General features: G+C 64.3%; 14 protein-coding genes. 9 read left to right on the top strand and 5 right to left on the bottom strand.

Annotated elements, in window-relative coordinates:
* Positions 1-540: DUF222 domain-containing protein (locus ACOQFP_RS01275; RefSeq protein WP_421583198.1), on the bottom strand; the 540-nt coding region annotated here is incomplete at its 3' end.
* A gap of 317 nt (positions 541-857) precedes the next feature.
* Between ACOQFP_RS01275 and ACOQFP_RS01270 the strand changes: the two genes are divergently transcribed.
* Both ACOQFP_RS01270 and ACOQFP_RS01265 read left to right on the top strand, forming a co-directional pair.
* Positions 858-1,412 (top strand): hypothetical protein, encoded by a 555-nt coding sequence (locus ACOQFP_RS01270; RefSeq protein ID WP_421583197.1) that lies wholly within the window; start codon positions 858-860, stop codon positions 1,410-1,412.
* A gap of 72 nt (positions 1,413-1,484) precedes the next feature.
* Positions 1,485-2,420, top strand: coding sequence for an NADP-dependent oxidoreductase (locus ACOQFP_RS01265; RefSeq protein ID WP_421583196.1), 936 nt, complete (start codon positions 1,485-1,487; stop codon positions 2,418-2,420).
* A gap of 19 nt (positions 2,421-2,439) precedes the next feature.
* Here ACOQFP_RS01265 and ACOQFP_RS01260 read toward each other — a convergent pair whose 3' ends face one another.
* Positions 2,440-3,405 (bottom strand): squalene cyclase, encoded by a 966-nt coding sequence (locus ACOQFP_RS01260; protein ID WP_421583195.1) that lies wholly within the window; start codon positions 3,403-3,405, stop codon positions 2,440-2,442.
* 100 nt (positions 3,406-3,505) lie between these two features.
* On the opposite strand from ACOQFP_RS01260, the gene ACOQFP_RS01255 reads away from it, so the two are divergent.
* A complete protein-coding gene (locus tag ACOQFP_RS01255; protein ID WP_206488876.1) occupies positions 3,506-4,030 on the top strand; it encodes a permease in 525 nt (174 codons plus the stop codon).
* 101 nt (positions 4,031-4,131) lie between these two features.
* Here the strand turns inward: ACOQFP_RS01255 and map are convergent, their stop codons facing one another.
* Positions 4,132-4,899: a type I methionyl aminopeptidase gene (gene map, locus ACOQFP_RS01250; RefSeq protein ID WP_421583194.1), complete on the bottom strand. Its 768-nt coding sequence runs from the start codon at positions 4,897-4,899 to the stop codon at positions 4,132-4,134.
* A 104-nt stretch (positions 4,900-5,003) separates the two neighbouring features.
* Between map and ACOQFP_RS01245 the strand changes: the two genes are divergently transcribed.
* The 4 genes from ACOQFP_RS01245 (at position 5,004) to fgd (ending at position 7,493) form a co-directional block, all read left to right on the top strand.
* Positions 5,004-5,696: a GNAT family N-acetyltransferase gene (locus ACOQFP_RS01245; protein WP_421583193.1), complete on the top strand. Its 693-nt coding sequence runs from the start codon at positions 5,004-5,006 to the stop codon at positions 5,694-5,696.
* A gap of 51 nt (positions 5,697-5,747) precedes the next feature.
* On the top strand, positions 5,748-6,086 hold the full coding sequence (locus ACOQFP_RS01240; RefSeq protein WP_421583192.1) for a hypothetical protein: 339 nt from the start codon (positions 5,748-5,750) through the stop codon (positions 6,084-6,086).
* A complete protein-coding gene (locus ACOQFP_RS01235; protein WP_206488880.1) occupies positions 6,083-6,415 on the top strand; it encodes a YidH family protein in 333 nt (110 codons plus the stop codon). Before ACOQFP_RS01240 ends, ACOQFP_RS01235 begins: the two co-directional genes overlap by 4 nt.
* Positions 6,416-6,479: 64 nt before the next feature.
* A complete protein-coding gene (fgd, locus tag ACOQFP_RS01230) occupies positions 6,480-7,493 on the top strand; it encodes a glucose-6-phosphate dehydrogenase (coenzyme-F420) (protein ID WP_421583191.1) in 1,014 nt (337 codons plus the stop codon).
* 27 nt (positions 7,494-7,520) lie between these two features.
* Here the strand turns inward: fgd and ACOQFP_RS01225 are convergent, their stop codons facing one another.
* On the bottom strand, positions 7,521-8,033 hold the full coding sequence (locus ACOQFP_RS01225; RefSeq protein WP_421583190.1) for a nitroreductase/quinone reductase family protein: 513 nt from the start codon (positions 8,031-8,033) through the stop codon (positions 7,521-7,523).
* Between the two features lie 60 nt (positions 8,034-8,093).
* Between ACOQFP_RS01225 and pta the strand changes: the two genes are divergently transcribed.
* Both pta and ACOQFP_RS01215 read left to right on the top strand, forming a co-directional pair.
* A complete protein-coding gene (gene pta / locus ACOQFP_RS01220; RefSeq protein ID WP_206488883.1) occupies positions 8,094-10,238 on the top strand; it encodes a phosphate acetyltransferase in 2,145 nt (714 codons plus the stop codon).
* The gene (locus tag ACOQFP_RS01215) at positions 10,235-11,425 is read left to right on the top strand and encodes an acetate kinase (RefSeq protein ID WP_421583189.1); all 1,191 of its coding nucleotides are present in this window, start codon (positions 10,235-10,237) and stop codon (positions 11,423-11,425) included. Before pta ends, ACOQFP_RS01215 begins: the two co-directional genes overlap by 4 nt.
* Here the strand turns inward: ACOQFP_RS01215 and ACOQFP_RS01210 are convergent.
* A complete protein-coding gene (locus ACOQFP_RS01210; protein WP_421583188.1) occupies positions 11,422-13,824 on the bottom strand; it encodes a tetratricopeptide repeat protein in 2,403 nt (800 codons plus the stop codon). The genes ACOQFP_RS01215 and ACOQFP_RS01210 overlap by 4 nt on opposite strands.
* Positions 13,825-13,827: the final 3 nt, after the last annotated feature.

Genomic DNA, 13,827 nt, shown 5'->3' with positions numbered 1-13,827 from the left:
CGATGCGTAGCCCACCAACTGCTCTTCGGCGAGATCGCGGGTCTGCGGGTCCACACTCGAGGGCAGATGGCGGAAGAATTCGCGGATCATCTGCACATGCTTGGTATCGAGCAACCCGGCCCGTAATGCTTCGGCGGTGTGTGGCAGCAGTGCGGGCAGGACGTCACCGGACAATGCTGTCCGGTCGCCCAGCTCCGCGGCCAGGCGTACCCGTGCTCCGGCCGCGCGTGGGGTGATCCGCAGCATCCACGCCACCGACGACGGCACCGAGCCCGGATACACATCGAGTCCGTGCTGAGCGATCAACTCGTTCAACCAGGTGTGCGAGTGCGCCGTCACCGACCTCGTGAGAGCGTCCATGCGTTGGATCACCGCGCGCCGGTCGGCGTTCGTCCACGACACCGACGCCTGTTCCGTCAATGCGGCGACCGCGGACTCGACACGAGCGACCAACACCGATAGTTCGGGGTCGGACACCTCGGGGGCGGGCGGCACGGTCTCGATGCCGTCCGCCCCTGATCCGCCGTCCCCCGAAAGCATGCACGAAATCTATCGCGACCCACCGACACATTTTCGAACACACGTTCCCAACGGCCCTGCGTCGTGGAACGGGCCAATCGAAGTCGGAGGGCCTATGTGGCGGATTACACATGGCCCACAAGTGTGACGTTGTCGATTTCGAGTAACGACGAGTCGCGTAGATGCTGGAGGCGACGTTCAATATTCCCAAGGCGGACGTAACGATCACAGCAGCGTTGCTTGCATCGGTGACGAAAGCCACCGCGTGGCAGTATCTCCGAACTCGAGTGTCGAGCCGGTGTCCGATGTTGTGTGTTGACCCAGTGGGGATGATCGACATGAACGACGCATCTCGTTTCGCCGTATCGTGCAGTTCGCCGAAGGAACTGATCACTCGACTTCAGTTCGGTACTACGGACGTGTGGCCGGAGGACATCGCCCTTCCGGCCCGTTGGCGCTACATGGCCGACCTAATAGATTCCGATCGTGGCTTGCTCGTCGAGTTCGACGGTGCCCTGTCCACACCGGTTGCGGACGCACTCGGTGCGACGGCGGAACTGTGCAGGCAATCGGCCACCGAGTCTGTGCCCGCGGCCGACTGGCAGTATCTGCGGCGAGCGTTGGGATGGCTCGAGCGTGGCAGTTCCGGTGTCGATCGCGCTCTCATCGCCGTGGGTGACGAGTTGGCACTGATCGGGCTCGACGGGGCGGAACAGGATTTCTCGGTTGCGACCTGGCTGTGCATGGATGTCTTGGACAGGTTTGCCGCCGCTGGCGATACCGTCGGGTATTGGGTCGAGTACGTGTACAGATGTGAGTCGAATGTGGCCGAGCAGCACATCGATTCAGGTCTTGTCGGCAGCGAGAGCACCGAACTGTCGGTAGCCGTGTGACTGGTCGTAACGGAACAGTCGTCGCCGAACGCCGCGCGGAACATTTGCGTCGTGGTGACCGTTGTACCGCGCATGACACGAGCAGCGGTCGCAGCGTCCTACGGTAGTTCCGACGTCATCGAGATCGTCGACGTCGATCTACCGGAACCGTCCGAGGGTGAGGTACTGATCGCGGTGAAGGCGATCGGCGTCAACCCCTTCGACTACAAGAGCTACAGCGGTTCGTTCGGCACCGACGCGTCGAAGCTTCCGATTGCATTGGGCAGCGAGGCCTCGGGGATCGTGGTTGGGTTGGGCGGAGCCGTCGAGGGGCCTGCGGGACCCATTGCCGTCGGCGACGAGGTGATCGTGTCCGGCCACACCGGAACGTACGCCGATACGATTCTGGCTCCCGCGCGGTTCGTGTTCCCGAAACCGGCAGAACTGGACTGGGAGGTTGCTGCCGGTGTTCTTGCTGTCGCTGGAACTGCTTACGACGCACTCGAATCCGTGGGAGTCGAGAGCGGCGACACGCTGCTGGTGCACGGCGCGGCAGGCGGCGTCGGGTCGGTGGTAGCTCAGCTCGCTCGGGAGCGCGGTGCCACCGTCATCGGGACCGCGCGCCGGCAGAATCACGATGCACTCCGGGCCTATGGTGCCGAACCCGTCGAATACGGCGATGGGCTGATCGACCGCGTCCGGGCAGCCGCTCCGAAGGGAATCGACGCCGCCATCGATGCGGTGGGTACCGACGAGGCCGTGGACGTCTCGCTCGAATTGCTCACCAACCGAGCCAGATTGGTGACGATGGCCGCGTTCGGTCGGGCAGCGGCAGACGGGTTCCTCACCGTGGGAGGGCCGGAGAGTATGAAACGTCGACGCCTCGCGTCACCGACGCTGTTGGAGCAGGCCGGTGCAGGAGTGTTCGAAGTGGCGGTCGCCAAGACCTTCCCGCTCGCCGACGCCGCGAGGGCGCACGCAGAGCTGCAGTCCGCGCACCCGCGCGGAAAGTTCGTCCTGATTCCGTAGCTCGGCCGTGAGGGGAGAACTATCGGTAGTAGTCGTCCCACCAGGTCAACACTCTGGTTCCGATCAACGTCAGCCACTTCGAGGGTTCACCCTCTGATACATCCGTCTCGAACCACACCTCGCCCGGGTGAGGCCTGGCCTGTAACCATGATCCATCGCTTCGGCGGGCGGACCTGATGGCTCCGATTGCCTCCTCCAGGCGAGGATCCGGCGCTGTCCCATCGAGCAGAGAGGCGCGTCGGAAGTAGTCGACAGCATTGAGTGCGCTGTACCTCCACCGGAACGGGTAGCAGAACTGCCCGACCCATTCTCCGACCCGTCTGCCCGTGGACAGGGTGTAGAGGAGTTTGCGCTCGAGCAGGTACTCCTCGCCGATGCGCCGGACCGCACGAGTTCGATCGGTGCCGCCGACTGCGGCGTCGTACTCCAGTAGCCCTTTCAGTGAGTTCAACGTCGAGTGGAACGAACTGCGAGTCGATCCCTCGACCCACTCGCAATTCCATCCACCGTCCGGCAGTTGATGGTCGAGAAACCATTCGACGATGCCGTCGACGTCCGCGCCGAGCCAGACTCCATTGGCAACGGTCCACGCATTGATACAGCAGTCCACTTCGCCGCCCCAGTACGGCAGGTTCTCGTACTCCCACCGACTGTTCGTGTCGAGCAGTTCGACTGTTCGGCGGGCCCGCAGAACGGCGGCGTCGACGCCCCACTCGCGCAACGAATTCAGCGACCAGGTGGTTGCAGTCCAGGGCTGGCCCACTGCCGTGGCACCATCGAAGTTCGCAGGGAAGAACGCACCGCCCGCCCATTGGCCGTCCGGGTCCTGCAGCGCAAGAAGTCTCGCACCGAAACCCTCGGTGGCGACTCGGGCGCGAGTTGCTTCCCATACCGTGGCGGGTTCTCCCAAGAGGTCGCGCTCGACCTGCCAACGCAGCGCAGGATCGGAATCGACAAGCCAGTTGCGAAGCGAATCGGCGATCATGACGGCGAAGCCTAACGCCCCTCGTTCCAGCGGACGTGCCAGTTAACGATCGGGTCTCGACGCGCGTGGGGTAGTGGTCGGCACGATCTACGATGGGCTCATGACTGCCGATCCGACCACGCCCGCACCGTCGAACAGCTCGGTGAACTGGAAGAGGCGGGGGATCCTCGTTGGAGCCGGAATCGTCCTGCTGTTGATCGCCTACTTCGTTCTGGCTGCATTCCTGCCGCGCTGGTGGAGCCTCCGAGTGGAGAGCCTCGCCGATCGCACGTTCACCAAGGGCATTCTGTGGGGCCTGTTGTTCGGCATCGTGTGCACGTTCGCTCCGTTGGTGTTCTTCTGGAGCGCCTGGTCGGTTCGCAAGGGCAGAGCCGGAAAGCCGCTGGCCATCGGAGCGGTGATCCTGGCCGTCGTCACAGCCATCCCGAACCTGTTGACCCTCACCATCGTTCTCGGCACCAGCAACGCCGCCCATGCCGGCGAGCGCACCCTCGATACGAGCGCACCGGGTTTCCGCGGTGCGACGGCACTCGGTGCGATCATCGCCGTGGTCCTGGTTGCCCTGCTCGTGTTCGTGGTGGTGCGCAGAAGCCGTCGACGCAGAGTTGCCGCGCTGCCGCACTGACCGTCCGGCGCTGCGCAATCTCGTCGGTTCGACGCCATCCGTCATCGACGCTGCGTGTGCCTGGGGCCCGCGTGCCGAGATTTCAACCGTTCTGCCGTCGATCAGGCCCGCAGCGTCATGATCTCCGCGCCGTCCTCGGTGATCATGACGGTGTGCTCACTGTGGGCGGTGCGGCATCCGGTCGTACTGCGAAGGGTCCATCCGTCGGCATCGGTGACGAGTTCGTCGGTGTCCGCCATGACCCAGGGCTCGAGTGCCAGCATCAGCCCGGGGCGGAGCCCGTAACCCCGTCCGGGCCTGCCGTTGTTCGACACGTGCGGGTCCTGGTGCATCGTCGAGCCGATGCCGTGACCACCGAACTGCATGTTGATCGGGTAGCCGGCACCGCTCAGTACCGTCCCGATCGCGTGCGAGATGTCGCCGATCTTGTTGCCTGGACGCGCCGCGGCTATGCCCGCGGCCAACGCTCGTTCGGTCGCGTCGATCATCGTTATGTCCTCGGGGCGAGGCTCGCCCACGACGAAGCTGATGGCTGAGTCCGCTGCCACGCCGCCGAGTACGACAGCGAGATCGAGCGTCAGTAGATCGCCGTCGGCCAGCGAATAGTCGTGTGGAAGGCCATGCAGTACAGCGTCATTGACGGAGGTGCAGATGTAGTGACCGAACGGGCCGCGGCCGAAGGACGGGGCGTAGTCGACGTAGCAGGATGTCGCTCCCGCTCCGAGGATGATGTCCTTGGTCCACTGGTCGATTTCGAGCAGATTGGTGCCGATGGTGGCGCGCTCTCTGATGGTCCCGAGGATCTCTGCGACCAACGCGCCCGATTCACGCGCGAGGGGGATTGTGCTCGGCGGGAGGATTTCGATCATGTGCTGCCTTTCGTCGTATGACGAATAACTATACCGGTATAACTATTGGTGTCGAGACTCGACGGGTGTGTGTGCCCTGGGGCGTTCGTGCGACTCTATTTGCTGTGTCCGCCCATCCGCTCGACGATCCCGTCCGCAGTTCTCTCGAAGGCCCGCTCGCGCGGTTCGCGGTTCGGCGCGGCCGGGTAGTGCGTATGGATCCCGACGTGTCCCCCTTTCTGATGCACCCCGAGATTCTCGAGCCACAGGACTGGGAGGACATCGCCACGTTGTTCGGACCGCGAACCATCGTGGGATTGAACGGACCCGAACGCGAATTGCCGACCGGATGGTCACGTGTGGAGACTTTCGGCTTGGTGCAACTCGTCGGCACGCATCTCGAGACGCGGCCCTTCGGCGAGTCGGTCGAGCTGGGTGCTGCGGATGTTCCGGAGATGCTCGGTCTCGTTCGGCGCACCGAGCCCGGACCGTTCCTGCATCGGACCATCGAGTTCGGTACCTACCTCGGAGTCCGACGGAACGGTTCGTTGATCGCCATGGCAGGTGAGCGCATGCATCCACCGGGGTGGACGGAGATCAGCGCGGTGTGCACCGACCCTGCCTTCCGCGGGCAAGGTCTTGCCACGGACCTGGTGCGTGCGGTCGGCCACGGTATTCGTGCCCGAGGCGAGGAACCGTTCCTGCATGCCTCGGATGCGAACGTGCGCGCGATCGAGCTGTACCTGTCCATCGGATTCGAGCTGCGGCGAACATCGCGGCTGACATTGGTGAGAACGCCTGCATCGAACCTCGGGTAGGTGCCGAGATCCGCCGTTGCGGGAGCTGCCGTCGAGGATTTATCGTTACTTGTGCAAATAAATGGCGACGTCGTCTACGACGATGGTCTCGTTGTCCTCGACGAGGCCGGAGTCACGCTGAGGTATTACTACTTTCCTGTCGCCACCGCGAAGTTCGTGCCCTACTCGAAGATCCGCGCCGTCGACACCGCCGTTCTCGGCATGTGGAACGGTAAGTGGCGGCTGTGGGGTGCTCCGTGGATCGATCAGTGGCTTCCGCTGGACGTGAAGCGCCCCACGAAGGACACTGCAGTGGTGCTCACCCTTCGCCGCATCTCGCCGATCTTCACTCCCGATGATCCGGAGCGAGTGGCCCAGCTGATCCGCGAGCGCATGACCGCGTCGACGTGACCCGGCCCGACGAGCGGTTCACCCTTGCGAGCGAACGCACTTTTCTCGCTTGGTTGCGGACCTCACTCGGTCTACTCGCCGGCGGCATCGCAATCGTTCATCTCGTTCCCGACTTCAGCACCGGATGGGTCCGAACCACCCTCGGCCTGATCCTGATCGGACTTGCCGCAGCGGCCCCGATCATCGGTCTGCGACGGTGGATGCGCGTCCGAGACGCGCTCGAGAACGGCGCACCGATGCCGAGGTCCCGAGACCTGTGGGTCTTCGCCGTCGGTATCGGTGCAGTGGCTGTGCTTGCCGCGGTCGTCACCGTTCTGGGGATCCAGTAGCGCGCGGCCCACCGCGGCAGGTGCACAATCGAACAACTAGGACGACCAACGACAGGAGTTCGGCGTGGCGCAGGGTCTCAAGCTCGGGTACAAGGCATCGGCGGAGCAGTTCGGGCCGCGGGATTTGGTCGAGCTCGGTGTTCTGGCCGAGCAGCACGGTATGGATTCCGCAACGGTCAGTGACCACTTTCAGCCGTGGCGGCACGAGGGTGGCCATGCGCCGTTCTCTCTTGCATGGATGACGGCTGTCGGTGAGCGGACGAAGACGATTCAGCTCGGTACATCGGTGTTGACGCCGACGTTCCGATACAACCCCTCGGTCATCGCCCAGGCGTTCGCGACGATGGGTTGCCTGTATCCCGGGCGCGTCATGCTCGGGGTCGGTACCGGCGAGGCTTTGAACGAGATCGCCACCGGGTTCACCGGCGAGTGGCCGGAATTCAAGGAACGGTTCGCGCGGCTGCGTGAGTCGGTGCGCTTGATGCGTGAGCTGTGGCTGGGCGATCGGGTCGATTTCGAGGGCGAGTACTACACCACCAAGGGCGCGTCGATCTACGACGTCCCCGAGGGCGGCATTCCCGTGTACATCGCCGCGGGTGGTCCGGTGGTTGCCAGGTATGCCGGACGGGCCGGCGACGGGTTCATCTGCACATCGGGTAAAGGCATGGAGCTCTACACCGACAAACTTCTGCCCGCCGTCGAGGAGGGGGCCGGTAAGGCCGAGCGCGACGGCGGTGAGATCGACAAGATGATCGAGATCAAGATCAGCTACGACACCGATCCTGAACTCGCACTGGAGAACTGCCGTTTCTGGGCTCCGCTGTCGCTGACACCCGAGCAGAAGCATTCGATCGATGATCCGATCGAGATGGAGAAGGCAGCCGACGAACTGCCGATCGAACAGGTCGCCAAGCGTTGGATTGTCGCGTCGGACCCCGACGAGGCGGTGGAGAAGGTCAAGCAGTACACCGATGCGGGCCTGAACCACTTGGTGTTCCACGCACCGGGACACGATCAGAAGCGCTTCCTCGAGCTGTTCGAGAAGGATCTGGCCCCGCGCCTACGCACACTCGGCTGACGCCGGGGAGCCGGTGATTGGACGAGGTCAGCGATCGGCCGTGAGAGCGAACAGTCGCATGTCGCGGTCGGTCCGAGTCTCGTACTCGCCGTACACCTCGATCATCGCGTCGAACTGTCGGTAGATGCGGGCCTTCTCGTCACCGGTGATCCGGGTTGCCGTGACAGGGATCTTCCTGCCGCCGATAGCGACAACCGCTCTCGGGTCGGCGAGGAGATTGGAGGTCCACCCCGGGTGGTGCTGCTGGCCGAAATTGGATCCGACGACGAAAATCTTCTCGCCCTCCCGGTAGTACAGCAGCGGGCTCGTTCTCGGCTCACCGGACTTGCGGCCCGTGGTCGTCAGCAACAGCACCGGCGCAGCGATCGGGCCGAGGACGGTGAAGCGGCCGTTGGACTTGGTCAGCAGCCATCGGTCGATGCCTGCGAGATTCTTGATGACCCAGGAACCGGGCTTGGTCGAGGCGAATTTCACAGCGGGTTTACGGATGAACGAGTTCTCGCTGCCCCAGCGCACATCCGGGAATGGTGAATCGGCCATGGTTCATGGGACAACTGGACGCCACTCGCTGTCAACACCTGGACCACTAAGCTGTTGGTCATGGCTGAGCCCACCACTGCCGACCCTGCCGGTATGTACCCCTCCAGCATCTATGTCGCATCACCGGAAGGCGACACCGGGAAATCGACCATCGCGCTGGGGGTGCTGCAGATGCTCGCCGCTACCGCGGCCCGGGTCGGGGTGTTTCGGCCCATAGCGCGCTCGACCAACGAGCCCGACTACATTCTCGAACTTCTCGTCGAACACACCACCGCAGACCTCACGTACGAGCAGTCCCTCGGTGTCACCTACGAGCAGGTGCACACAGATCAGGACGCGGCGCTCAGCGAGATCGTCAATCGGTACCACGAGGTTGCCGCCCACTGCGACGCCGTGGTGATCGTGGGCAGCGACTACACCGATGTCGGTAGTCCCAGTGAGCTCGGCTTCAACGCCCGTATCGCGGTCAATCTCGGTGCCCCGGTGTTGCTCGCGCTGCGTGGATCCGACCGCACACCCGACGAGATCGCGCAGTTGGCCACGCTGTGCCGGGCCGAGCTTCGCCAGCATCACGCACACTTGGCGGCGATCGTCGCAAACCGCTGTGCGCCGGACGATCTCGATGCGGTGACCGACGCGCTGGCCTCCGTCGGCGTACCCGCATGGAGTCTGCCGGAAATCCCTCTGCTGGTAGCTCCGACCATGGCCGAGCTGCTCGAGGCGGTGGACGGCACGCTCTACAGCGGCGATTCGTCTCTGCTGCAGCGAGAAGCGTTGCGGGTCATGGTCGGTGGGATGACGGCCGAGCACATCCTCGAACGTCTCACCGAAGGCGTCGTCGTCATCGCGCCGGGGGATCGTTCCGATGTACTTCTCGCTCTCGTCAACGCTCATGAGGCCGAGGGTTTTCCGTCCCTTGCCGGCATCGTCATGAACGGCGGTATCGAGCCCCATCCGGCAATCGCACGTCTGGTGGCAGGACTCGGCCCCCGGTTGCCGATCCTCACGACCGCACTCGGCACGTACGACACGGCCTCCGCGGCGGCGCGGACCAGAGGCCGAGTCGCGGTGGGATCGCAGCGCAAGGTCGATACTGCGCTCGGTTTGATGGAACAACGGGTGGACGCGAAAACTCTGCTGGGACGGCTCGACATCGCCATCCCCACCATCACGACACCGCAGATGTTCGAGTACCAGTTGATTCACCGGGCCCGCGCGGACCGAAAGCACATCGTCCTACCCGAGGGCGGCGACGACCGCATCCTCCGGGCCGCCGGGCGACTGCTGCAGCGGCAGGTCGCGGACCTGACCATCCTCGGCCAGGAAGGCCCGATTCGCCGACGGGCATCGGAGCTGGGCGTCGATCTCGACAAGGCCACGGTCCTCGACCCGACCGATTGCGAATACGCCGAGGACTTCGCGGTGGAATACACCGAACTGCGCAAGCACAAGGGTATGACGCTCGAGCGCGCACGCGAGATCATGACCGATATTTCCTACTTCGGAACGATGATGGTGCACAAGGGAATCGCCGACGGCATGGTCTCGGGTGCGGCGCACACCACCGCCCATACGATCAAGCCGTCGTTCGAGATCATCAAGACCACGGACGGAGTGTCGACGGTGTCGTCGATATTCCTGATGTGCCTGTCCGATCGGGTGCTCGCCTACGGCGATTGCGCTGTGGTTCCGGACCCGACGGCCGAGCAACTCGCCGACATCGCCGTGTCCTCGGCGCAGACCTCGGCTCAGTTCGGAATCGAGCCGCGAGTGGCCATGCTGTCCTACTCCACCGGCGAGTCCGGGTCGGGGGCGGACGTCGACAAGGTCCGGCAGGCCACAGCGCTTGTCCGCGAACGCAACCCGGAGCTCCTCGTGGAGGGTCCGATCCAGTACGACGCCGCTATCGAGCCGTCCGTCGCCGCCTCGAAGCTCCCCGAATCGGAGGTGGCAGGCAGGGCGACGGTGTTCATCTTCCCGGACCTCAATACCGGCAACAACACCTACAAGGCCGTGCAACGCAGCGCCGGTGCCGTCGCCGTCGGACCGGTTCTGCAGGGCCTGCGCAAACCCGTCAACGACCTCTCTCGCGGCGCACTCGTCGAGGACATCGTCAACACGGTCGCCATCACCGCCATTCAGGCGCAGGGCATTTCGGATGCAGCGCAGCAGGAGGACACAGCGCAGCAGGAGGGCGCATCGTGAGCATTCTCGTCGTCAACTCCGGATCATCCTCGGTGAAGTTCCAACTGGTCGAGCCCGGTTCGGGCGAGTCCATTGCCGGTGGGCTCGTCGAACGGATCGGTGAGTCCGACGGCAGAGTCGAACTCGACTACCGAGGTGAGAGCCTCGAACGAACCCAGCACATCGACGATCACGGTGCCGGTCTCGCGCTGGCCTTCGAGATGCTCGCCGACGCCGGTGTCGACCTGGGCTCGAGCGTCACCGCCGTCGGGCATCGCGTCGTACACGGCGGCACGGTGTTCTATCGTCCGACGATCATCGACGATGGCGTCGTTCAGCAAATATCCGACCTCAGCAGCCTTGCGCCACTGCACAATCCCCCGAATGTGCTGGGTATCGAGGTCGCCAGGGCGCAGCTGCCGAACGTTCCGCACGTGGCGGTGTTCGACACGGCTTTCTTTCATTCGCTACCGGCCGCGGCCGCGACCTATGCCATCGATGCGACCGTTGCCGCCGAGCACGACATCAGGCGCTACGGTTTTCACGGCACCTCGCATCACTATGTCTCGGGCCAGGTCGCGACGTTCCTCGATCGCGATCCGGAGGAGCTGAACCAGATCGTGCTACACCTGGGCAACGGGGCATCGGCCTCGGCGGTGGCGGGCGGTCGAGCAGTGGACACCTCGATGGGGCTGACGCCGCTCGAGGGCCTGGTGATGGGCACCCGTAGCGGGGACATAGACCCCGGCGTGATCATGCACCTTCGCCGCAGCGCCGGCATGAACATCGACGAGATCGACGATGTGCTCAACCGTCGATCCGGGTTGATCGGGCTGTCCGGGGTCAACGACTTTCGGCAGTTGCAGCAACTCATCGACGATGGAGACGCCTCGGCGCGTCTGGCCTACGACGTCTACATTCACCGCCTGCGCAAGTACATCGGCGCGTACATGCTCGGGCTGGGCCGGCTCGATGTCATCACGTTCACCGCAGGCGTCGGTGAGAACGCCGCGGCGGTGCGCGCGGACGCGCTCGCCGGTCTCGGCGGTTTCGGGATCGAGATCGACCCAGAACGTAATGGGGTGCGCAGCAAGCAGCCTCGGGTAATCTCCACCGACTCGTCGGTGGTGACGGTATTGGTGGTGCCGACCAACGAGGAACTGGCGATAGCGCGCTCGACGGACGATCTGGTGCGAGGCGGCAGCTAGAACAGCGAACGCGGCCGAATCGAGTTCGCCAGATCCACCAGTGAGAAGCGGTGTGAGCGGTCGGTTGCATTGCGGGCCAGCGCCCGTAGGCCCTTCTCGGTTCCACGCCGCAGCCCGTCCTCGGTGAACGGGACGGACAGTATCGGCTCTCGTTCGGCGGTGGCAGCGTGGCCGGAGACGATCCAGTCCAGGGCCATCGCCAACACCAGTGTCCGCATTTGCAAGGCCCGGCTCTCGGCTTTGGGAAGCAATGCGACTCGTCTTGCGGCAGAACGGAAGTCGGCTTCGGTCAGCTCGGCCCGTGAGCGATCCATGAGGAGCGTCAACACACTGGTCATGCGGGCCATCGAATAATGGCGCGAGCTGATCGGGACCTGATCGAGTGCGGCAATGGCTCCGGCCTGATCGCCGCGCCGCTGTAGCTGCCGGGCCAGGCCGAACGCCGAGCTGACGATACCGCGATTGGTCCGCCACACGGCTCGGTAGAGTCCCTCGGCTCGGGCCCGCCACCGCTCGGCTTCGTCGGCGTCACCGGAGGCAGCATGACCGAGCAGTTCGGAGGTGGCACCGAGCGCGACCTTGGGGGCGAGCTCGCCGGGCATCGCGCCGAGCACGTAGTCGAAACTGGCGAACGCAGAGTCGTATTCGTGATGAAGCAATGCGATCAGACCCGCGTACCACTGCACGCGCCATGGATCGTCCTCCCGGACCTCGGACTGCACGGCGGCGAGGACGGCGGTCGCCTCGACGACGTTCCCGAGGTCCAGGTGGGCTTTGACCTCGGCGAGGGTGATCTCCAGTCCCAGTTCGCCAACAGTGGTTTTTGCAGATTCTTCTGCTTCGGCGCTCGAGGCGACGCGCTCGATGCCGTTTCGCTTGGCATGTTGCAGTGAGTCCAGGGTCTGTCGGGGTTCGACGTGCACGGCCGCTGCAAGCAGCGCTGCACTCGGATCGTTGGGGTCTACCAGCGGAACGGGGAGCGCGGCAACAACTTCGGCTGCTGTCATGCGCTCGTGTCGCACAGTTCCGTCCACGTAGGTGTCGGTGCGACCTACCGACTGCTCGGTGCCGAAGGTGGTTCTGGGTGGGCTGAACACCGTCGACAGGCCGGGGCGCTCGACCCCGGTCCGCAGGGCCAGGATTTCGCGCAGCACACCGATCGCTTGCCCGGCGAATTCTTCGGCGGATCGGAACCGCTTCTTGGGGTCCTCGTGGATGGCGCGGAGGAGCAATCGGTGGAGCGACGGATACTGCTGCAGCACTTCGGAACTGTCCACCGGAGGTAGTCCGTCGAGATACTTTCCGTTCTTCGACGGCATGTCCAGTGTCAGTACCGCGAGGGTGCGGCCGACCGTGAAGATGTCCGATGCCACGGTCGGTCCGGTCTTGACTATCTCCGGTGCCTGGTAGCCCACCGTGCCGTACAGGTAGCCGTAGTCTCCGATGCCGGCGACCGCACCGAGGTCGATGAGTTTGATCTGATCCTCGGAGACCATGATGTTCTCGGGTTTGAGGTCGTTGTAGACCAGGCCGATCGAATGCAGGTAGCCCAGTGCCGGAAGTACTTCGAGGACGTAGGCGAGTGCCTGCTCGACGGGTAGGCGAGTGCCTTCGCAGGCGGTGAGGATGTCGCGCAACGACCGCCCGCCGACGTATTCCATGACGATGAAGCCGACGCTCGACCCGTCATCGCGGGGCTGTTCGACGAAGTTGTAGATCTTCACCACGCCGGGGTGTGCGACCTCGGCCAGGAACTGACGCTCCGCCACGGCGACGGCGTGTGCCTCTTCGTCGCCGAAGTGCAGCAGTCCTTTGAGTACCACCCAGCGATCGCTGACGTTGCGGTCGATGGCGAGGTAGATCCAGCCGAGCCCGCCGTGTGCAATGCAGCCCTGCACATCGTATTGGCCGACAACACGATCGCCTGGTTCGAGCAGTGGAGTGAAGTCGAACGTAGCGCCGCAGTGTGGGCATATTCCGGTGGCGATGTCCGGCTCACCGGGTTCGCTGCGGCCCACCTTCGCGTTGCATTTCCAACAGAATCTCTTGTGTTGCGGCACCGACGGATCCGACATCACTGCGGTTTCGGGATCGACCGGTTCCACTCGGGGTACGTCGACCAGGCCGCCGCCTAGTCGACGTCGAATGCTGGTGCTGCGCGATCGACCCGATCTCGATCTGCCCGATCGGGTGCGCGCGGACGTGGACGGTGGTGCAGCGGATTTCGCTGTGCCCTGTCCGGTGTTGTCGGCCGGCGGTGAGGAGGGCCGCGGCGTCGGAGCAGTTCCGTCGTCCACCGGCGACCGCGAGACGGACTGGGTGCGCTCGCCGTCGTCCGCCCGAACCACTGCCTGCGTTCGTTCGGCCGGAGCGGTGGAACGTTGTTCGCCTTCGTTCATGGT

This window comes from Rhodococcus sp. MALMAid1271 (assembly GCF_049195265.1).
In the GTDB taxonomy this organism is placed as follows: domain Bacteria; phylum Actinomycetota; class Actinomycetes; order Mycobacteriales; family Mycobacteriaceae; genus Rhodococcoides.
The sequence above is the reverse complement of the archived record's forward strand: the minus strand, read 5'-3'. Positions and strand labels throughout refer to the sequence as shown.